10 protein-coding genes are annotated in these 21,263 nt (G+C 71.2%); 4 read left to right on the top strand and 6 right to left on the bottom strand.

Features of this window, described 5'->3' with window-relative positions:
* Positions 1-281: 281 nt before the first annotated feature.
* Both AB0K52_RS25100 and AB0K52_RS25095 read right to left on the bottom strand, forming a co-directional pair.
* Positions 282-3,695, bottom strand: a complete 3,414-nt coding sequence (locus AB0K52_RS25100) for a hypothetical protein (RefSeq protein WP_363537100.1) — start codon at positions 3,693-3,695, stop codon at positions 282-284.
* Between the two features lie 100 nt (positions 3,696-3,795).
* The gene (locus AB0K52_RS25095; protein WP_363537097.1) at positions 3,796-6,810 is read right to left on the bottom strand and encodes a hypothetical protein; all 3,015 of its coding nucleotides are present in this window, start codon (positions 6,808-6,810) and stop codon (positions 3,796-3,798) included.
* A gap of 347 nt (positions 6,811-7,157) precedes the next feature.
* On the opposite strand from AB0K52_RS25095, the gene AB0K52_RS25090 reads away from it, so the two are divergent.
* Positions 7,158-8,477 carry a PHB depolymerase family esterase gene (locus tag AB0K52_RS25090; protein ID WP_363537094.1) on the top strand — a complete coding sequence of 440 codons (1,320 nt, stop codon included), beginning with the start codon at positions 7,158-7,160 and terminating at the stop codon, positions 8,475-8,477.
* A gap of 71 nt (positions 8,478-8,548) precedes the next feature.
* On the opposite strand, the gene AB0K52_RS25085 is transcribed toward AB0K52_RS25090, so the two are convergent.
* Positions 8,549-9,106: an excalibur calcium-binding domain-containing protein gene (locus AB0K52_RS25085; protein WP_363537091.1), complete on the bottom strand. Its 558-nt coding sequence runs from the start codon at positions 9,104-9,106 to the stop codon at positions 8,549-8,551.
* Positions 9,107-9,443: 337 nt separating this feature from the next.
* On the opposite strand from AB0K52_RS25085, the gene AB0K52_RS25080 reads away from it, so the two are divergent.
* On the top strand, positions 9,444-10,733 hold the full coding sequence (locus AB0K52_RS25080) for a hypothetical protein (RefSeq protein WP_363537088.1): 1,290 nt from the start codon (positions 9,444-9,446) through the stop codon (positions 10,731-10,733).
* A gap of 12 nt (positions 10,734-10,745) precedes the next feature.
* Positions 10,746-11,804, top strand: a complete 1,059-nt coding sequence (locus AB0K52_RS25075; protein ID WP_363537085.1) for a hypothetical protein — start codon at positions 10,746-10,748, stop codon at positions 11,802-11,804.
* Positions 11,805-11,842: 38 nt separating this feature from the next.
* On the opposite strand, the gene AB0K52_RS25070 is transcribed toward AB0K52_RS25075, so the two are convergent.
* A complete protein-coding gene (locus AB0K52_RS25070; RefSeq protein WP_363537083.1) occupies positions 11,843-14,107 on the bottom strand; it encodes a beta-L-arabinofuranosidase domain-containing protein in 2,265 nt (754 codons plus the stop codon).
* Positions 14,108-14,534: 427 nt separating this feature from the next.
* On the opposite strand from AB0K52_RS25070, the gene AB0K52_RS25065 reads away from it, so the two are divergent.
* Positions 14,535-15,809, top strand: coding sequence for a cellulase-like family protein (locus AB0K52_RS25065; protein WP_363537081.1), 1,275 nt, complete (start codon positions 14,535-14,537; stop codon positions 15,807-15,809).
* Positions 15,810-15,851: 42 nt separating this feature from the next.
* Here the strand turns inward: AB0K52_RS25065 and AB0K52_RS25060 are convergent, their stop codons facing one another.
* Together AB0K52_RS25060 and AB0K52_RS25055 are read right to left on the bottom strand one after the other, a co-directional pair.
* Positions 15,852-16,118 (bottom strand): glutaredoxin domain-containing protein, encoded by a 267-nt coding sequence (locus tag AB0K52_RS25060; RefSeq protein ID WP_208497557.1) that lies wholly within the window; start codon positions 16,116-16,118, stop codon positions 15,852-15,854.
* 81 nt (positions 16,119-16,199) lie between these two features.
* Complete coding sequence (locus AB0K52_RS25055; RefSeq protein WP_363537078.1) at positions 16,200-20,789, bottom strand: ATP-dependent helicase; 4,590 nt, start codon at positions 20,787-20,789, stop codon at positions 16,200-16,202.
* Positions 20,790-21,263 lie beyond the last annotated feature (474 nt).

Below are 21,263 nucleotides of genomic sequence, written 5' to 3'. Positions count from 1 at the left end.
TGAGATTCTTTGTGTCGCAACAAGAATCATCAAGCAAGGGCTTCGCCCGTGTTCAAGCGGGGCCGCCTGACCAGCGCCAAAGGTTAAAAATCAAGTTAGGGGAACTGCTTCCTCGTTGCTGCCGCTTTGACCCGAGGCGTCGCACCGCTCATGGCCTCCAGACCCTCATGGGGATCGGCCCTGAAGGCGCTCAGACGAGAGGAGGTTCGCTCCTTGCCGCTGCTGTTTTGACCTGGAGCACAAGGCGAGGCATCGGGGCGGAGTCAGCCTGGCCGCCGTGACTACCGCAGGCCGCCCGGTCCGGTGAAGTTCTCGCCCACATTTTCGGTGAACGGGACACCGCCGGAGCCCTTCGCGCTGTTGCAGTCGCCGCACATGCCTTGGATGTTCGTCCCGTTCTTGTAGAAGGCCTCCCGAACGGCTTGCGTGGTGTCGTTGCCGTTCTTGTTGGTCCAGTGGTCGGCGGCCGAGTCCGTGTGGTCCAGCGTGAAGTCATCGTCCGGGGCGAGATGCGGCAGGCGGTTCGCCGGGGCCCATCCCGGGCACCAGAACTTGTCGGCGTGCACGAGCGGGTCCGGGTACCTTCTCCGCTTCTCTCGGCGCGCATCGGCGTGTTTCGCCGACTTGTGGCTCGAGTAAGCGGCATACGGCCCGTAGAAGGTCTCACGGATCTTGCCTCGGTAGCGCGGGTGCACCTTGCCGTCCATGACATACTCGCCGCCGCTCAGCGCGTCGAGGTCCAATTCTCGACCGAGTTCCGCGAGTGCGGAGAGCATTTCGCTCGAGTACTGCTCGACTTCGCGCCGGTACTGATTGGCCTTCCTCGCGTCCGGATCCTCGCGTTCGAAGATCTCTACGAGCCTTTCGAGCCGGCGCACCTCCGTCTCGACTCTGTTCATCTTCTTCCTGGCACGGCCGTTCGCGGCCACCGCCGGGTCTCGACGAGCGCGGGTGATCTTCGCAAGCAGCTCCTCCTTGCGGCTCGCCATCATGACCTTGCCGGTGCCGCCCTGCTTCTCGAGCGTCACCTGATGCCCGGCGCCCTTCATCGACACCGACCAGCTCTTCGTCAACCGGGCCCACACGGCGTCCCGCAGACGGCGGGCGGCGTCCGCGACCGCGGCTCCACCGCGGCGGAGGCCCCGGAGCAGGCCCTTGCCGATCTTCACGATGGTGCCGATGATCTTGTCGATCACCTTGCCGACCGGCTCCTGGACCTTCTGGAGGATGCCGCGGATCTTCTCGGAGATGCCTCCCAGCCCCAGGAGGCTCGCCATGAAGCCGATGACCATCGGGAGGGCCTTCACGAGCGCGCCCTCGATCAGCGCCGAGACCGCGCCGCCGCCGCCCGAGGCGATCGAGTCGATGCCGTCGAGGACCGCGTCGACGAACTCCTTGATCTGCGAGGCCTGGTTCACGAAGAACATCACGATGTTGTAGATCGCCTGGCAGGCCTTGATGAACGCCGCCGCCGGATTGAGCATCGAGATGATCCACACGATCCCGGCCTGGATGATCTTGGAGACCACGAACTCCTTGATCTGGCCGAGCACCATCTCCTTCAGATCCCCGAGCTTCTCCACGATCCAGCGCCACAGCCCCGGCACGCCCTCGGTGACGAGGATCTGCACGACCTCGACCATCTGCTCGAGACGCGCCATGACCGGCTCGGGGATGAACCGCACGATGCGCGCGCGGATCGCCGGCCACGTCAGGCCCAGTATGGACAGGACCATCTTGAGGATGCCCTTGACGTCGAACTCCTCGGGGATCTCGATGCCCGCGCTCGACAGGCTGCCGAGGAGCCAGGCCTTCAGGCCCGCCTGGAGGTGGGTGGCGATGTTGGCGCCGAAGGCCATCACGCCGTTCTTGACCGCGGTGACGAGGTTGCCGAGGAACCCGATCGGGTCGGCGATGATCTTGTCGATCGCGCCGGCGGCGCGGGCGAGGACGCCCAGGAGCATGTCCTTGAGCTTCGTGATGGTGTCGATCGCGCCTTCGACGGCGTCCACGGCCTGGTCGCGCCAGCTGCGGTGCTCCGCTTGCAGCTCTTGCACCCTCGCGTCGACGCCGGCGCGCGCTTCGGCGTATTTGGAGGCGAGATCCTCGGCGAGCGCCGAGGACTTCTCGGTGACGGAGGCGTCGAGCGACTCGAACTGGTCGCCCATCTCGCCCGCCGCCTCCTGTGCGATGTTCTGGAGTTCGCGGGGCTGCTCGGCGACGAACCGGGCGACCTGGTCGCGGCCGAGCTGGATGCGGGCGGTGGCCTTGTCGAGCTCGGCGCCGATCACGTCGGCGATGTTGGAGATGACCTTCTGCATCTCCCGCTCGTAGGTCTTGGCGGCGTCGGTGAAGATCTGCAGCACCTCGGGACGGGTGGGCCGGAACTTGTCGGCGATCCACGTGACGAGGTCCTGCGCGTCCTCGTACTCGCGCATGCGCCGCTGGTGGTCGGCCTCGAACACCGCGCGGGCCTTCGCCTCTCCGGCGGTGAACAACGTGTCTACTTTGGCGTCGATGCCGCCGAGGATGCCGTCCACCTCGGTCTTGGTGGTGTCGAAGATCCGCTTGATCTCACCGCTGATGCGCGCCCGCTCGCGCTCGTCCCGGCTCTTCGCGGCGTTCTTGTTCGCCCCGGCCCGGCCGATCGCGCGGGCGTTGTCGCCGACCATGCCGGTGACGCCCGCCGCGCCCGCCGCTTGGGCGCCGGCGACGTTCGAGGCCAGCTGCGCCTGCTCGTCGGCGCGCATCTGCGCCGGCGCGGTCGCGGCGTGCTCCTCGGCCTTGCCCTTCGCGTCGGCCGCGCCCATGAGCTCGGGCTCGTTCGAGTTCTTGAGCTGGGTCTCGGTGACGCCCGCCCCGGCCATCTTCTCGTTCAGCTCGCACTTGGTGGACCCGAGCTCGGTCTGCTCGGCCGGGGCCTTGTCCGGGATCGCCTTCTTCCCGTCCGGGGGCTTGAGATCGGGCGCGGGCTTCGGCGGCGTCATCGGCGTGACCGGCTTCTCCACGGCCGCACCGGGGTCCGGAGCCTTCTTGCTGGAGTCGGCGATCTCCTTGCCCGACTTGTCCTTCCCCTCGGTCACCATGCCGCTGACCTGGTTCTTGATCTCGCCGGCCTTGCCGGAGGACGCGAACTCGGTGGCCTCCTCGTTCGTCTGCGGCCGCTGCGCCGCGATCGCCTCGGTGACGGCGGCGATGAACGCGGCCTTGTCGAACCCGGCCGGCTTGGCCTGCGCCATCTCGGCGGTGTGCGCGGCCTTGGACTGCGCCTCGCGGTCGTCGGCGGGCGGCTCGGCGGCGGCCTGGGCCTCGCCGGCCTCGTGCTGCGCGTTCGGATGCGCCTTGGCGGCCTTGCCCTTGCGCGCGACGTCCTTTTTGACCTGCTGGAACTTCGGGTCCTGAGCGGCGGTGACCCCAGGCGGCGCGACCGGGGGCGGGGGACACGACCCGGCGTCGCGCTGCACCGCCGTCGCGGGCTGCGCATTCGATTGCGCATCCAGTTGCGGCGCTTCGCTCTTCTTGGCGTTGATCATCTTCGACACGGCGGCGTTGCCCGCGGCGGCCTGCAGCCACAGCAGTTGGCCGGCGCCCCCGGTGGCGGGCTTCGCCGGGCGGGGGTGGGGTTTGCGGGCAGCGGCGGGAGCCGAGCGCGTCCGCTCGGCCGTCGCTCTCAAGGTCCCGTTCGCCACCGTCACCTCGCTCGTTCGCGCCTGGTCCTACTGTCCGTTGTCCCGCCGGTTCCTTGACCCTCCGTCGGGGCAGTCGAAGGGGCAGCCGCGGCTGCCCGCGCGGACATCACCGCCTCCCGACGAAGTCGGGCGGGCTGAACCCGCCCGGCACCACCAGGAACGGGGCCTTCACCGTGCCGAACGCCTGACCGGACACCGGGTCGGCGAGCACATCGCGCTGGCCGAGCTGGTCGTGGCCGAAGACGAGCAGTGTCGCGGTGAACGTCCCGCCCGCAGCGACGGTAACCTCAGTGGACTGTCCGACGAGACCGCCGTCCCACTTGACCTGGACGACCGCGCCCGGCGGGAAGTCCGTGCCGGTGACCCGGGTCGGCCGCCCCGGCGGTCCGAGACCGGGATTGACCTCGATCCGCGGCTGGATCACCACGACCGGTGCGTCATCGGCCGCCGAGGGCGCGCCGTCGGCCGTGACCGTGGCGGAGGCGATCGCTTCGATCGCAGCGTCGGGCGACAATTTGAACACCACGTCCGCGGAAGCGCCGGCGAGCAGCGGTCCGACCTCGCAGGGCGCTCCGGGCAGGCAGCCGGGAGGCGCGCCGGCCAGCGGCAGCTCATCCGGCAGGGTCGCGGTGAGCTGCGCGGACGTGACCGGCACGGTCGAGGTGTTGGTGACGGTGAACGTGACCGCGAGGTCGTCGCCGCCCACGTACCCGGGCGTCGGCTCGACCACTGCGGCCACGGTCAGCCGCGGTTGCCCTGGGGGCGTTGAAGGCTCGTCCGGGCGCGGTTCGACGGTGATCGCCGTCGCTGCGGTGTTGTTCCCGGGGTCGGGGTCGACCGCGACGGGCGTGACGACCGCTTCGATCGGCTGCTCGCCGAGTGCGTCGCCGCTGACGACGAGGTCGATCTGCGACTGCGTCCGCGTCGCCATCGTGTCCACTTGGCACAGCACGCCGTCGACCGTGCAGCCGGCCGGAGCCGAGACCACGGTGAGTCCGGGCGGGAGGGTGATCTGGACGCTCGCGGCGCTCGCCGCGCGCCCCAGGTTCGAGACGGTGAGGGTCACGGTCGAGTCGTCGCCGAGCAGCACCACCGCAGGGTCGGGTTCCATGTGCAGCGCCATGTCGGCGGTCGGCTGCCATGCGGGGCTGGCGAACTGGCGGTAGTAGTCCGCGTCCTCGCTGATCTGGACGCCTTCGCCGCCAGCGGCCGGCAGGGTCCAGACGGTCGTGTCGTCGTAGGTCGGGTCGACGGTCGACAGGGGTGTGATGGCGGCGATCCCGGGGTTGTACTCGAAGCCCGCGACGACGGCGAGCGCGGTGCCGTCGGGCGAGAACGCGGGGCTGGAGAGGTCGCGTTCGGTGAGGTCGCCCGCGAGCGGGACCGCCGCGTTCGCGCAGGGGTCCCCGGCGGGACCGGTGCAGTTGTCGGGGTCGACGGACCAGATGCGGCTGGCCCGCACGAACACGATGAGGCTCGGATCCACAGGAGACCATGCGGCGCTCCAGTCTTCGGTATACGCGTCCTCGGGCGCCGACGTGATCTGCCTCGGCGCGGCGGCGAACTGCGCGTCGACCACATGCAGATAGCTGGCGTAGGAGGAGTAGGGGAGCGGCGGGTAGTCGTCGAACTCGTCGGCGACGCCGAACGGGACCCAGCCGCGCGCGTGGACGATGCGCGTGCCGTCCGGAGACCAGGACGGTCCGGAGTCCAGTGAGGCCCAGACGCGGTCGTTCTCGTCCACGGCCTCGGCGTGCGGCAGCCGCCGCAAGGGCGCGGTCGGGTCGGCCAGGTCGAAGACCGCGATCTCCGATATGTAGAGGGCGTTCTCGCTGTCCGTCGGGTACAGGAACCAGTGCTCCACGGCGAGGAACTGGCCGTCCGGGGAGAACGCGGGCGCCCGGTAGTACTCGCCCTCGGGCGCCTCCAGCAGGACCGGTTCCGCGGCGGGGTCGTCGAGGTCGTCGATGCGGACGGACCCGCTGAGGGACCGCCAGTCCTCGTCGAAGACCTCCGTGTTGTACGCCAGCCGCCGCCCGTCAGGAGAATAGGCGGGCTCCTCGTCGGCGATGAACGGCGCGGTGCCGCTGTGCGGCTGGGGATCGGTGCCGTCCGGCAGCGAGGTCCAGACCCGGCTCTGATCGAGCTCGGTCGCGTAGCCCACGGCATCGCCGAGCCACGTCGGGTGGCTCGCCCGCCGCACGTCCACCGACATCTGCGTGAACGAGCCGCCGCCGTCATCAGGCTCGTACAGGTAGACCTGCCCGTACACGTCCATGTCGGTGGTGGTGAAGGCGATCCCCGTGGGCGTGTAGGCCGGCTCGTAGGCGTCTTCGGTCCAGCCCGCCTCGAACAGGGTCCGGTACGGGGTGCAGAAGCTCGGGAACTCGTTGCCGCACAAGTCGTCCGGGATCTCCATGACCTCCCGGCCGCCGTCGCCCGGGTAGCCGGAGAAGGCGATCCACGCGCCGCCGTCCCCGTCGTCGCTCCAGTTCGGCTCCGCGGAAGGGATGTCGGTCAACTGGAGCGGCTCCGCGCCCTCGGTGAAGGCCTGCACCCGGAAGATCCGGCTCGCCGACTCGTAGGCGATGGCGTCGCTGCCGGGCGACCAAGTCGGCCACCGGGCACCCTCCGGGACGGCCTCGGGCGCGTGCTCCTCCGTGCCGTCGATGCGGATCAAGTGGATCCGCCACGTCCCGGACTCGGAGTCGCGGCTCTCGTAGGCAACCCACTGGCCGTCGGGCGAGACGGACGGGCGGTGGTTGAGCGAGCCGTTGTCCGTCACTTGAAAGACGTCCTCGCCGATGCGGGCGAAGATCTCGCGGTGCAGGTCGTCCCCGGTGCCGAGGTCGCTGGCGAAGACCGTGACGCCGCCCCGCCGCTCGGCCTGGAGGACGTTGTTCAGGCCGTACTCGTCGAGCGGGAAGTACGTCTCGCCGCCATCCTCGAGGTGCGCGAGGGTGCTGCGCCCGTACCGCAGCTCCGAATACGCCAGGCGCCCTTCAGTGGGGTCGCCCAGCTCCTCCAATGTGGGCGGGTCGGCGTTGACGGCGTTCCATACGACCGCCACCGTCGCCAACGCGACGACCGCGGCCAGCAATGCTCGCAGCAGGACCCGCATGACCACCTCGCTCGCCGGGGCGCGGGCACGCGCCCGCACCCTCGATGGTCCCGCAGCCTGGCCGCTCCGGAAGGTCCGAGCGACCGCGGGCGAGGGCGCTCTTCGCTGCCCGATCGGGCAGCGGGCCGCGGAGTCTCGGTCCGGCACAGGAGAATTCATCCAATCTATTGACAAATTCAGATGTCGACATCCATCATTGTTTGTTGTATCTACCAACTAATTTCAGGACGACGGCCGCGTTCCGCCCCGAACCCAGGGCGATGGAAGGCGGAGCGCCGATGCAGCCGCACCGCACTCATCGGATCTCTCGCCACCCGCGGCCGCCTCCCCGAGAGAAAGAAGCCTCCATGGCAGGACTCCTCCAATGGCGCCGCAGCGCGGCGGCGGTCTTCGCGATCGCGCTCGCGCTGGCCTCCGCGCTAGCGGTCTTCACGGCCCCCAAGCCGGCCCAGGCCGCGCAGCTCACCCAGGTGTCGAACTTCGGGAACAACCCCGGCGGCCTGGCGATGTACCTGTACGTGCCCGACAACGTCGCCCCGAACCCGGCAATCGTGGTCGCCAACCACTGGTGCAACGGATCCGCGTCCGAAGCCTTCGGCTGGAAGTACGACGAGCTGGCGGAGCAGTACGGCTACATCGTGATCTACCCGCACGTGACGCGGGACTACAAGTGCTTCGACGTCTCCTCCCCGGCCTCGCTCAACGGCACGGGCGGCGACTCGGTCAGCATCAAGTCCATGGTCGACTACGTGCTCTCCAACCACGGCGCCGACCGCAACCGCGTCTTCGCCACCGGCTTCTCCTCGGGCGCGATGATGACCAACGTCCTCCTCGGCGTCTACCCGGAGGTCTTCAAGGCCGGGTCGGCGTACGCCGGCGTGCCCTTCACCTGCTTCGCGACCGACAACGGCTCGATGTGGAACTCGGAGTGCTCCGAGGGCCGGATCGACCGCACCCCGCAGCAGTGGGGAGACGCCGTCCGCAACGCGAACCCCGGCTACAGCGGCCCCTGGCCGCGCATGCAGCTCTGGCACGGCACTGAAGACGACGCGCTCCGCTACCCGAACTTCCGTGAGGAGATCGACCAGTGGACGAACGTCAACGGCACCGACCAGACCGCCGACTACACCGACACGCCTGAACCCAACTGGACGCGCACCCGCTACGGCGGCACCGGCGGCCAGGCCCCGGTCGAGGCCAACAGCCTGAACGGCGTCAACCACTACCCGCCGATCCGCGAGACCGAGACGCTGCGCTTCTTCGGCCTGACCGGTCAGACCTCGAACGCCAACGCGATCGTGGGCACCGCCTCGAACCGCTGCCTGGACGTCCCCGGCTCCCCGGCGGCGAACGGCACCCAAGCGGTCCTGTGGGACTGCAATGGCGGCGTCAACCAGCAGGTCACCCGCACTGCGTCGGGCGAACTGAAGGTGGCCGGCAAGTGCCTCGACGCCCTGGGCTGGGGCACCGCCAACGGCACGAAGGTCGCGGTCTGGGACTGCACGGGCGGCGCGAACCAGCGGTGGAACGTGAACTCGAACGGCACCATCACGAACGTCCACAACGGTCTCTGCCTGGACGCCAACGGCGCCGCCACCGCCAACGGCACCCAGCTGATCCTGTGGGACTGCAGCGGCACCGCCAACCAGCGCTGGACCCTGAGATAAGACGCGGGCAGCCGCGATCCCGGTCCCGGCTGCCCGTCCGAGCCCGCAGGCTGTCGCCTGCGGGCTCGCTCTCATTCGCAGCCGACCCCGTCACCGTCCCGATCGAGGTGCGACCCGTATCCGGGATCGCCTGCGTGGATCGGATCGGCCCCGGCGGCGCGGACCGCATCGCAGTTCTCGTAATGGACGCTGCCGCCCCCGTCGCCATCGCCATCGCCGCCCCCGGAACCGCCGCCTGAGTCACCGCCTCCGGCATCACCGCCCGAGCCGCCGCCGGAGGAGCCTTCACAGCCGACGCCGTCACCGTCCCCGTCGAGCCCGGCGCGGTAACCCGGCTCGCCCTCGTAGACCGGCGCTTCGCCGGCATCCCTTGCAGCGTCACAGTTCTCGTAGTAGACCTCTGACCCGCCAGCCCCTTCATCGGCCGCATGGGTCTCCGCCGCTTCGGTGGTCGGCGGTTCGGACGTGGGTTCGACGGCGGACGGCGATTCGGTCGTGAGGGCCTCTGTCGGACTTGCCGTCTCAGACGGTGTCGGGGACGGCGTCACCCCGGGCTCGGGCGGGCCGACGATCGAGCCGAGGAGCAGGCCCATGAGGCAGATCGCCACGACGGCGGTCGCGATGGCCATGGCGACGATCTGGGCGGTCGAGAACCGGGACCAGAAACCGGGCTGAGGCCCGTTGGGGCCCTGCGGGAAAGCATTGACGGACACGTCGACTCCCAGGGAATCGGAGGGGCTGCCGGGGTAGAAGCAGGCTATGCCCGTTGCGGCACTGGGAGAATCCACTGAGCGGTCGACCGACTACCAGCCGTAAGGGCTCCCTCGTTCGAGTGAACGGTCCTCCGTCCGAATGTCATCGGATTGCATCGATGTGTTGCCGTGGGTCGAACGGGCACCGAAAGCTGCCTCCTTCGCTTCCCCTAGCCCCACCTCTGCAATACGCTGCCGCCCTTACCGTCCAGTTATGGCCACCGTCGCCTCTCTCAGTCAGCCCGTGCTCGACGTCGTGTGCGGCCAGTCCGCCGCGTCCCCGCTGTCGGTCCACAACACGGGCAAGATCGTCGAGTCCTACCGGTTCGAGGTCCTCGGCGCGCCCGCCGCGTGGGCCGTCGTCGAACCGCAGGAGCTCTCGATCTACCCCGGCCGCGACCAGGCCGTCCAGATCGTGTTCTCCCCGCCGCGGCTCCCGAGCGTGCCCGCCGGGCCGGTCCCGTACGCGGTCCGCGTGATCCCGACCGAGCAGCCCGGCACGGCCGTCGTCGTCGAAGGCGAACTGCGCGTCGAACCGTTCTACGAGACGACCGCCGAGCTCATCCCGCACACTTCGACCGGCCGCCGACGCGGCCGGCACGAGGTCGCGGTCGACAACCGCGGCAACGTGCCGATCGAAGTCGGCCTCAGCGGCGCCGACCCCGATGGCAACCTCGAGATCACCCCGGACCCGGAACTGCTCGTCGTCCCGCCCGGGCAGGCGATGTTCAGCAAGCTCAAAGTCCGCGCCCGCAAGCGCCGCTGGCGCGGCGGTCCGGTCACCCACCCGTTCAGGGCCGCGGCCGTCCGCGAGGGCGCCGAACCGCACGTGATGGACGGCAGCCTCGTGCAGCGGCCGTTCTTCCCCCGCTCGACCGGGCGCTGGCTCGCCGCATTGCTCGCCCTCATCGCGCTGCTCATCGCCGCCTGGATGTTCCTGCTCAAACCCGCGGTCGAGACCGCGGCCACCGAAGCGCTCGCCGACGATCTAGAGGCCTTGGGCGAGCAGGCCTCCGCCGCGCAGGAGGACGCGGAAGAGGCCGCCGCCCAAGGCGAATCGGCTGAGGCGCTGGCAGAGGAAGTGCTGGACGAACTCGCGGGCACCACATTGGAACCGGCCCCGCCCGCGCCGGTCGAGACCGCCACCACGATCCGACTCGACGTCACCGCGAACGCCGGCGCGACCGCGACCGACGACCACGAGCCCGCCGAAGGCACGATGTTCGCCCTCACCGACCTCATCCTCGAGAACCCGCAGGGCGACACCGGGACCCTCGAAGTCCTCATCGACGGCGACCTGCAGTACCGGCTCTCGCTGGCGAACTTCCGCGACCTCGACTACCACTTCGTGACCCCGATCGAAGTGCCCGAAGGGGAGGAGATCACCCTCCGCGTGGTCTGCGAGACGCCCGGCCCGCGCCTGCCCGGCGCGAGCTCCGACGCCTGCCGGCCCGCCGCCGTCCTCAACGGACTGACGGTCGAGCTGCCCGAAGACGAGGAATGACGGAGCGGACCGGTGATCGTTTGCGAAGCCTGCGGCACGGCCGCGAACCCGCAGGACCGGTTCTGCGGCGTCTGCGGCGAGTACCTGAACTGGGAGGAGGACACCGATCCGGCACCTGATGCGAGCGCGGGCGCCATTGCGCCGCAACGAGGTCCGAACCCGCCCGTGCCGAGCGAGCCCGCGCGGCCCGCAGGCGCCCAGCCGACCCGGAACGCCCCGGCACAACCGACCGCGCCGCCCCTCGGCCCCAACGGCGACGCGCAGCCCGCCGCCCAGCTTCCCGGCCCGAACCAGACCGTCGAAGACGCCGCCATACCCGCGCAGCCCGCGCCCGCCCCGACCGGCATCGCCTGCCCCTCCTGCGGCATCGACAACGAGCCGAGCCGCCACTTCTGCCGCTCCTGCGGCACCGCCCTCCGCCAGGCCGCGCCCCCCGCGAAGGAATCGTGGTGGCGGCGCTGGCGTCGCCGCCGCAGGGAGCACGCCGCGGGCTTCCGCCGCAAGCCGCGCCGCAAGTTCCACATCAGACGTTTTGTGCTGGTCTCGCTCATCGTCTCGGCCGTGCTGCTGCTCATCGTCTTCCTCCCGGCGCTCCCCGTCTCGCACCCGTGGCTCGAGAACCTGCGCGACCGCGTCTCCGACGCGAAGCCGGTGTCGCCCAGCACGATCAGCGCCTCAAGCGAGGCGACCAGCGCCGAGTTCGCCTTCGACGGCATCTCCAACGAGTACTGGGCCCCCGACCTCGCAGGCGAAGGGGTCGGCGAATGGATCCAGGCCGACTTCACCGAGCCGGTCCGCCTCGTCTACCTGATCGTCTCGCCCGGCGTCGCCCGCGACCAGGAGGCCTTCCTCGCCCAGTCCCGCCCCGAGGAGATCGAACTGCGCATGTTCACCGAGGACGGCGGCGCGGTGACCGAGACCTTCACCCTCGCCGACTCGGCCGAGCCGCAGACTCTCGAACTCGGGGTCAGCGACGTGACCGCCGTGCGCCTGACCATCCTCGGCGCCTACGGCCACGACGAGGGCAAAGCCGTGGCCGTCGGCGAACTGGAGTACTTCATCCGCGGTTAGGAACGAGAGTGGGCGCGGGATCGCCTCAGCGAGTCGGCCTAGCGGAGCAGCCGGACGGTCATGAGCCCGGGCGTCCTTCTCCCTTCAGGCGCAATGATCTCGAGTTCGTACGACGTCTCGCGCGGCCCAGTGGTGAGCGGTTGCGGCAGGGCGTAGTCGACCTCGTAGACGCCTTCCTCGCCGTCCCAGGTCTGCTCTGCGACAGGTTCGCCGTTCAAGCGGATGGCGACCCCGGTCGACCCGCCCGTATGGCGGTAGCCGATTCGCAGTGTCTGACCTGCCCGATCGGGGTCGTTCAGGGCGAGCGACATCCGGGCGGCGGTGGAGCGCGCGCGGCGGCCCTGGGCGTCGACCGACACCTCGGTGGCCTCCCCGCGGAAACCGTGATCGGTCTCGGGCTGCTGCTCGCCGAAGGCGACCTTGTCGACGGTCAAGGCGTCGAGCGCGAGCGAATCGCGGTCGGCCGCGACCAGTCCACTGCGTCGCCGGGCCACCTGGTCCGGGGCCGCGACCGGCCAATAGACGGTGTACCGGCTGTCGTGCAGTTCGAAGAACGGCAGCAGCTCGGTCGCCCCGGGAGGATCGGCGAAGCTCATGCGGTAGCGAAGGGGCCCTTCGCGAGTGAGGATGTTCCCGGGGTCCGCGTCGGCGATGATCGGGACGTCGGCGAAGCCGAGCAGCGGGCCGGCGGGAACGTGCCCCCTGTGGGGGCCGTCGATCGCCCGCAGCCCCTCCAGATGGTCCGCTCCCTCTCGGGAGGCGAGCAGGACCGGGCCGGCGAAATACGCCTGCCACGGGGACCCGTCGGGAAGTCGTTCGGCCCGGAGCCGGAGCGGGACGCCGAAGGTGACCGTGTCGCCCGGCCTCCACCTCTGATCGAGCATGACGGCGCCGGGGACGGCCTCGGATTCGACGGGCCGGCCGTTGACCTGGAGATCCGTGAGACCGCCGCTCCAGTCCGGCACGCGAAGTCGCACCCGGAAGCGGCGCGGCGCGTCCGGCTCGAGGGTGAGGCGGATGCGCTCGTCGGCCGGGAAGTCGGTCTCCAGGCGGAAGCGCCCGCCGAACTCGGGCGCGTCGAGGACGGCGGGAATGTACAGGTTGACCGCCAGCGCGCCGTCGTGCTCACCGAAGACGAACTCGCCGTACTTCGCCTGGGCCTCAATTCCGGTGCCCACGCAGCACCACATGCCGAATTCGGGCTGGGAGTAGACGCGGTAGTGGCGCGGCCGCATCGGGGTGTGGTAGACCAGCCCGCCGTGCTCGGGGTGCTGAGAGGCCAACTGGTGGTTGTAGATCGCTCGCTCGGCGAAGTCGAGAAGGGCGGGTTCGAACGCCGCCTCGGCGAGGTACTTGGTCAGCTTCAGCATGTTGTAGGTGTTGCAGGACTCGGGGCCCTCGCGGTCCTCGATCATCGGCGAGAAGTCCCCGCGGGCGTGGAAGTGCTCGCGGACGCTGTTGCCGCCGATGGCGACGGTGCGGTGCTGGACGACCTCGCGCCAGAAGAACCGGGCCGCCTCAAGCAGGTCCGGCTCGGCGCGGACGGCGGCGGTGGCCGCGTACCCGACGGCCTTGGGGATCTGGGTATTGGCGTGGAGGCCGGTCAGTTCGTCGCGGCGCTCCAGCAGCGGGTCCAGGATCGCGCGGTGCGAGAAGCGGAACGCCATGTCGGCGTACTCGCGGCGCCCGGTGATCGCGGCCAGGTCCGCGAAGGCCTCACTCATGCCGCCGAACTCGTTGTCGAGCATCACCTCGAACGCCTGGTCGTCGATCGACTGCGCGAGTTCGAGCCACCAGTCGGCGAAACGGACGACCACTTCCAGTGCCTGCTCGTGGGAGAGCAGTCGATGCGCGTCGATGAGGCCGGCGAAGGTCTTGTGCAGGTTGTACCAGGGCGCCCAGTGGCCGCCGAAGGAGCGCGCCGCCTCGGTGCCGCCGGCGCGCAGGTCCTCGAACAGGGCCTTGCCGCGGGGGATGCCGCCGATGTACCCGGTGCCGATCGCGGCTTGAGCGCGTGCCAGTTCGCCCACCATGTAGTCGATTCGCCGCCGCGGCTCGGCCTCGCCGGTCGCGGACGCGAGGAGCGCGAGAGCGGAGAGGCAGTGACCGCCGATGTGGCCGGCCATTTCGGAGATCTCCCAGTTGCGGTAGCTCGCGGCGCGGGGTTCCAGACCCGCCTCGCGGAGGAACGGCGCGAGCAGCCGGTCGGGGTCCAAGGAGAGCACGTAGGCGAGGTCGGTGCGCACTGCTCGCGAGAAGGGGCTCTCCAGCAGCGTGACGTGCGAGAGGGGGAAGGCCTTCATCGGCACTCGTTTCCTGTCGATGACAAGGGTGGTGAAACGCCCTCGTGCGGGCACGAACTGGCACGGCCGGTGTGTGCCTTCGCGCGTCGTCATGGCGCGCTGACGATTCACACGGCGTGACTCTACCGGTAAAGTTCCACTGGCACTAGGCCCGCTGCGACAGGGCCGCGACTCGCCCGCCACCATGAGCCCCGGCCCCGCGCGCGGAGCGGCGCGCGGCTCCACCGAGCGGAACCCTCCCGGCGTACCCGCACTGCCGCTTCGTCCATGTCCACCGTTGAAATGACCATCGACAGGCACGTCACGCGCTCATATCGTCGTAGCCGTCCGCATGAGGAGCCGAGTATCGTCCTGTCGAGGCTCCGGCCGCGCTCGCGGACCCGCCGGTGGACGCCGCCGGAACGACCGACCGCAAGGAGCCGCGACCGTGACACCCGACCACCTGCCCGCACGCCTGGCGATGACCCTCTGGGACTTCTCCTGGTACGTGCGCACCGGCCCCGGCGAGCCCTTCGCCGACCTCGACGCCGCCATGCAGCGGGCCGCCGACCTCGGCTACAACGCGGTGCGCGTCTGCGCGATGCCGTTCCTGCTCTTCAAATCCGGCGTCGACACGAGCGCACTGCGCCTCGAACCCCTCGGCGGGGCCGGCGACGGGTACGGCTCGCGCGTCCGCTGGTACGACGTGCGCGAGTCCACGGTCATCGACGCCAGGGCGCACCTGCTGAAGCTCGCGCGGGCCGCCGACCGGCACGGCGTCAAGATCATCTCCTCCTCGTGGGAGTACCAGCAGAGCCCCGCCTTCGCCGCCGACCCGGCCTGGTACGAGGCGCTGCACGCGGTCCACCCCGACGACCGGATCACGGTGCTCGCCGAAGCGCAGGCCGACCTCGTGGACTTCCTCGCCGAACACGGTCTCGCGCATGTCATCGCATGCGTCGAGCCGCACAACGAGGTCCAGATCGGACACCTCACCGCCGGGCTGCCCGGCAAGGAGGACTCCGTGGTGGAGCTCCAGGGCCGCCTCGAAGCCGGCATCGCCGCCTTCCTCGAGCGCCACCCCGACGTCCTGTGCGCCCCCAACTACGGCGGCGTCCCGATCGGGTCCCTGCGCGGCCTGCCGCGCAATGCGACCGCGCTGGCCTTCCACCCGTACGTCTACGGCGTCCTGGACGACCTCATCGAGGAGTTCGGGCTGCGTCGCGACCCGGCGCGGTTCCCGCAGGAGAAGGCGGACGCCGAGCTGCTGCGCGCCGGTGCGCCGCCGCTCGCCGAGTGGCGGATCCCCGAGGCGCACGCGTGGAAGCTCGAGGCCTCGATCATGCAGCCCGCCGAGATCTACGTGCACGACTGGTGCGACCCCGGCAAGTTCGACCGGTACCTCTACAACGGCTATGGCGCGCACCGGATCGCGATGGCGGACCGCCTCGCCGACTGGATCGACGTGGCCGCCGACCACGCCGCGCGCATGGGCGTGCCGGTGTACTTCGGCGAAGGCTGGGTCGGGTACACGCCGCGCGACGGGGACTTTGAGGAAGGGCCGGTCGGCGCGCAGATCTGCCGCGACGCGGTCGAGCACTCGGTGCGGGTCGGCGCTTGGGGCACGATCGTCTGCTCGAACGCCGCGCCGCAGCACCCGATGTGGGCGGACGAAGCGCTGCAGCGCGAATGCAACGCCGTGTTCATGGCGTCTGCCAAGTGACAGGGACGCCGGCCCTGCCGCTTGGCAGGACCGGCGTCGCCGCTAGTTGAGGATCGACAGCTCGCGGAGTTTCGCCTCGACGTCGGCGTTGCTCGGCTCGACCTGGTGGGTCCCGTCCGGGTAGACCACGACGGGGATGTTCGTGCGGCCCGAGATGCCCTGCGCCTCGGCGGCGGCGGCCGGGTCGGCTTCGAGGTCGACGTAGTCGAACGCGACGGCGAGCTCGGTGAGCTGCCGCTTCGTGCGGCGGCAGTCGCCGCACCACTCGGCCCCGTACACCCGGAGCGCTGCGCCCGTTTCGTCTGCCATGTCGGCACCTGCCCTTCTGTCGGTGTGGAAGGGTACGCCTCGCGAGGGGCCGACACCAAACGCGCGAGCGCGGCCGACCCGCTATGGGCGGAGCCGGAGCGCCTTGTGCGTGGGCCGGAAGCCTGCCGCCTCCAGCAGAGGCGCGAGCGGTGAGGACAGGGCGGAGGCGTCGTTGACGCGTTCGATCGACAGCGGGCCGGTCGCGCCCGAGCGGGCCGCGTCGGCGAGTGCGTCCACCGCTGTCCGCAGGGCGGTGTCCGCCTCCGCGGTTTCACCTGCGGGCCAAGCGGTCAGCGTTCTGCCGCCGCGTTCGAGGTAGAGGACGAGCGCGCCGTCGACCAGGACCACGAGCGAACCGGCCTTGCGGCCCGGCTTGTGGGCCGCGCCCGAAGGCGGCTCGGGCCAGGGGAGCGCGGCGCCGTACGCGTTGGCGGGGTCGGTCGCGGCCAGGACCACCGCGTGCGGTTCGCCCGGGCGGTCGAGTCCGGCGGCCGCGGCGCGCAGGCGGTCGACGGCGCCGTCAGCGGCGAACTGGGCCGCGCCGAGGCCTTCGACCACATAGCCGCGGCGGGCCTTGCCGGACTCCTCGAAGACCGAGAGGACCCGGTAGGCCTTCGCGAAACCGCCCTCGACGTCCTCGGCGGCCACCGCGCCGCGCGTGACCACGCCGTGCCGGTCGAGCAAGGCCGTGGCGAGCGCGTGGGCGCGCACGGTCGCACCGGTTGCCGGCGCGGGCAGGAGCGACCAGCGTCCGGCCACGGTGGGCATCACGGCGATCCCGGTCCCGGCGCGGAACTCGCGCCAGCCTGAACCGACGCCGGGGGAGTAGCGTCCGCGCGGGGCGGTGCGCTTGGCCCGGTGCGCGGTCGCGCCCGGGGCGCTGCCGGAGCCGAGGAACGCGCGCAGCGGAGCGAGCGTGTCGTTGGTGACGCGGCCTGCCCAGGCGAGGTCCCAGAGGGCCGCGGCGAGCTGCGCCTCCGAGGCCTCGGGGTGCTCGGCCCGGACCTGTTCGGCGAGTTGGCGGAAGAACAGCCCGAAGCCGCCGCCGAAGGCGTCGAGCAGTGCGCTGTGGAGCGGGCTGCCTTCGAACGCGGCCGCCTCGGGCAGGAACAGCGGCGCGGTCTCGGCCGGGTAGAGCGCGATCCACCCGTCCGTGCCCGAGAGCGCGCCCGCTCCGGCCCACAGGATCTCGCCGGAGGCGGTGAGCTCGTCGAGCATCACCGGGCTGTAGTCGGCCACGCGAGCGGGCAGGATCAGCTTCTCCAGTGCGGATGCCGGTACCGGCACGCCCTGCAGCTGCTCGACGGCGCGGGCGAGGCCGTCGACGCCGCGCAGGCCGCCGCCGACGTGCTGCCACTCAGGGAGGAACGAGGCGAACGCGGCGGGGGCCACGGGTTCGAGCTCTTTGCGAAGGGCCGCCAGGGAACGGCGGCGCAGGCGGCGCAGCACCGCGGGGTCGCACCACTCGCGGCCCTCGCCGCCGGGCCGGAACTCGCCGCCGACGAGGCGGCCGTCCGCCGCGAGGCGCTGCAGGACGCCTTCGGCGACGGCGGTCCCGAGGCCGAAGCGGGCTGCGGCGTCCCCTGAAGTGAAGGGGCCGTGGGTGCGGGCGTACCGGGCGAGGAGGTCGCCGAGCGGGTCGGGCGCCGGCTCGAGGAACACGGCCGGAACGTCGGCGGGCAGCTCGACGCCGAGGGCCTCGCGGAGGCGGCCCGCGTCTTCGATTGCGGCCCAGTGGTCATGGCCCGCGATGGCGACGCGGAAGGCCCGGCCGGCTTGCTCGAGCATTGCGGCCCAAGCGATGTCCGCGCCGCGTTCAGCCAGTTCAGCGTCGGTGAGCGGGCCGAGGAGGCGCAGCAGGTCGGCGACGCTCTCGGCGTCTCGCGCGCGGCGGTCCTCGGTGAGCCACTGCAGTTCGCGCTCAAGGGATTCGAGCGCGGACGGGTCGAGCAGCTCGCGCAGTTCGGCCTGGCCGAGGAGTTCGCCGAGCAGCCGGGCGTCGAGCGAGAGCGCGGCCGCGCGCCGCTCGGCGAGCGGGGTGTCGCCCTGGTACATGAACTGGGCGACGTACCCGAACAGGAGCGACCGGGCGAACGGCGAGGCCTCCGGGGTCGCGACCTCGATCAGGCGGACGCGGCGGGCCTCGATGTCGCCCATGAGCTCGGCGAGCCCGGGCACGTCGTACACGTCCTGGAGGACTTCGCGCACGGCCTCGAGAATGATCGGGAACGACGGGAACCGGGCGGCGACCTCGAGCAGCTGCGAGGACCGCAGCCGCTGCTGCCACAGCGGCTGGCGCTTGCCCGGCTGGCGGTGCGGCAGCAGGAGCGCGCGGGCCGCGGCCTCGCGGAAGCGGGAGGCGAACAGGGCCGAGCCGCTCACGGCCTCGGTGACGATGTCGGTGATCTCGCCCTTGTCGAAGGCGAGGTCGGCGGGGTCGAACCCGAAGTCCTCGGTGTCGGGCAGCCGCAGCACGAGGCCGTCGTCGTGGTGCATCAGCTGCGGGTCGACGCCGTGCCGTTCCCGAAGGCGCGCACCGAGGGCGAGCGCCCACGGGGCGTGCACCCGGGCCCCGAACGGGGAGTGGACGACCACGCGCCAGTCGCCGAGCTCATCGCGGAACCGCTCGACCACGATGGTGCGGTCGTCGGGCACGTGCCGGGTGGCCTCCCGCTGCTCGTCCAGATACGCGAGGGCGTTGCGGGCGGCGAAGTCGTCCAGGCCCGCCGCGTTGAGGCGCTGGCGTGCCTGATCATTTGGGAGCGAGGCGATCTCGCGAGTGAACGCGCCGAGGGCGCGGCCGAGTTCGAGCGGCCGACCGAGGGAGTCGCCGATCCAGAACGGGAGCCGGCCGGGCACGCCGGGCGCGGGCGAGACCACGACGCGGTCGCGGGTGACCTCCTCGATGCGCCAGGAGGAGGTGCCGAGGGAGAACACGTCGCCGACCCGCGACTCGTACACCATCTCCTCGTCGAGTTCGCCGACCCGGCCGCCGCCGCGCTTCGGATCGGTGCCCGCCAGGAAGACCCCGAACAGGCCCCGGTCGGGGATGGTGCCGCCCGAGGTGACGGCGAGGCGCTGCGCACCCGGCCGGGCCGTCAGGTTCCCGGTCGTGCGGTCCCACACCAGGCGCGGGCGCAGCTCCGCGAACGCGTCCGACGGGTACCGCCCCGCCAGCATGTCCAAAGTGGCCTCGAACGCCGATTCGGGGAGCGACGCGAACGGCGCGGCGCGGCGGACTGTCGTGAGGAGGTCCGCCGCGGCCCAGTCGTCCATCGCGCACATCGCCACGATCTGCTGCGCGAGCACGTCGAGCGGGTTCGCGGGGACGGCGAGCGCTTCGATCGCACCGGCCCGCATGCGTTCGGCGACCACCGCGGACTGCACGAGATCCCCACGGGTCTTCGGGAAGAACACGCCCCGCGAGACCGCCCCCACCTGGTGCCCGGCCCGGCCGACGCGCTGCAGGCCCGAGGCGACCGACGGCGGGGCCTCGACCTGGACGACGAGGTCGACCGCGCCCATGTCGATGCCCAGCTCCAGACTGGAGGTCGCCACGACCGCGCGAAGCCGCCCCGACTTCAGATCCTCCTCGACCTGCTTGCGCTGCTCCTTCGAGATCGAGCCGTGGTGGGTGCGGGCCAGCAGCGGCGGCGCGCCCGGGGTGGCCGAGGCGTTGCCCATCAGCGCGGCCGGGCCGTGGTCCTCCGGCAGGCTCCGCCCGGTCCGCCGCTCGTACTCGATCTCGTTGAGCCGCCCTGAAAGCCGCTCGGCCACCCGGCGGGCGTTCGTGAACACGATCGTCGACCGGTGCTGCTCCACGAGGTCGGTGATGCGCTCCTCCACATGCGGCCAGATCGACCCGGCCGAGCGGGCCTCGGCCGCCGCCGAAGCGCCCGCGACCGGCGCACCCGCGAGGTCGCCCATGTCCTCGACCGGCACCACCACCGACAGGTCGAACACCTTTGCGGACGGCGGCTGCACGATCGCGACGTTCCGCTGCGGGGACACGAACCGCGCCACCTCCTCGACCGGCCGCACGGTCGCCGAGAGGCCGATCCGGCGGGCGGGCCGCGCCAGCAGCGCATCCAGCCGCTCCAGCGAGATCGCCAGGTGCGCACCGCGTTTGGTGCCCGCGACCGCATGGACCTCGTCCAGGATCACGGTCTCCACACCCGCCAGCGCCTCCCGCATCTTCGAAGTGAGCATGAGGAACAGCGACTCGGGCGTGGTGATGAGGATGTCAGGCGGGCGGAGCGCGAGCGACCGCCGCTCGGAGGGCGGCGTGTCGCCCGAGCGCACCCCGACCTTGATGTCGGGCTCGGGCAGGCCGAGCCGGGCGGCTTCGGCGCGGATGCCCGCGAGCGGGACGGCGAGGTTGCGCTCCACGTCGACGCCGAGCGCCTTCAGCGGGGAGATGTAGAGGACCCGGCAGCGCCGCTCCGGCTCGGCCGGCGGCGGCGCCGACGCGAGCGCGTCGAGCGCCGAGAGGAACGCCGCGAGGGTCTTGCCCGATCCGGTCGGGGCGACGACCAGGACGTCCTTGTCTTCGGCGAGGGCTTGCCAGGCGTGCTCCTGCGCGGGCGTGGGCACGTCGAACGAGGCCGCGAACCACGCGGCGGTCGCGGGCGAGAACCGCTCGAGCGCGGACTTGCGGGGAGCACGGGCCATGCCGTCAATGGTGCCCCGAACGACCGACAAGCTCTGCTTGCTTCGGCGAACCGGTCGCTGTGGGCGTTCGGTGTGAGGTGGTTGGTGTTGGCGTTGGCGTTGGCGAGCGCGTGCGCCCGTGCGGCGCCGCCACGAACAACGTCGGGGAGGGGGCGCCGAACACCCGCGCCCGCGGGCGCGCCTGCGCAGCGCCGCCTGCAATCCGAGGAGTACGTGCAGAGGGACATGCGCACCCGCGCGGCGCCGCCGGAGCGATCAGCGCAGCCGCGGCAATGTACATCCGCGCCCGCGCCCGCGCCCGCGCGCTCGCGCTCGCGCGGCGCCGCCGCTGTGCGGCGGGTGGGCGTAGGGCATGCCCCTTCCCACCCGCATCCGCCTTCCGACCAACCGAAAAGGACCAGGGTCCCATGCGGGTACGACATGTGAGCCTTTTTCGGGGCGGTGGGGCGGTGGGGCGGTGGGGCGGTGGGGCGG

Origin of the sequence: Glycomyces sp. NPDC049804 (assembly GCF_040674615.1) — a bacterium.
Taxonomy (GTDB): domain Bacteria; phylum Actinomycetota; class Actinomycetes; order Mycobacteriales; family Micromonosporaceae; genus Glycomyces; species Glycomyces niveus.
This window is presented reverse-complemented; position numbering and strand designations above follow the sequence as displayed.

Bases quoted from the DNA above. Each gene is read 5' to 3' on its own strand.
- AB0K52_RS25090 (WP_363537094.1), top strand. From the start codon at position 7,158: ATGGCAGGACTCCTCCAATGGCGCCGCAGCGCGGCGGCGGTCTTCGCG.
- AB0K52_RS25070 (WP_363537083.1), bottom strand. From the start codon at position 14,107: ATGAAGGCCTTCCCCCTCTCGCACGTCACGCTGCTGGAGAGCCCCTTC.
- AB0K52_RS25060 (WP_208497557.1), bottom strand. From the start codon at position 16,118: ATGGCAGACGAAACGGGCGCAGCGCTCCGGGTGTACGGGGCCGAGTGG.
- AB0K52_RS25095 (WP_363537097.1), bottom strand. From the start codon at position 6,810: ATGCGGGTCCTGCTGCGAGCATTGCTGGCCGCGGTCGTCGCGTTGGCG.
- AB0K52_RS25080 (WP_363537088.1), top strand. From the start codon at position 9,444: ATGGCCACCGTCGCCTCTCTCAGTCAGCCCGTGCTCGACGTCGTGTGC.
- AB0K52_RS25055 (WP_363537078.1), bottom strand. From the start codon at position 20,789: ATGGCCCGTGCTCCCCGCAAGTCCGCGCTCGAGCGGTTCTCGCCCGCG.
- AB0K52_RS25085 (WP_363537091.1), bottom strand. From the start codon at position 9,106: ATGGCCATCGCGACCGCCGTCGTGGCGATCTGCCTCATGGGCCTGCTC.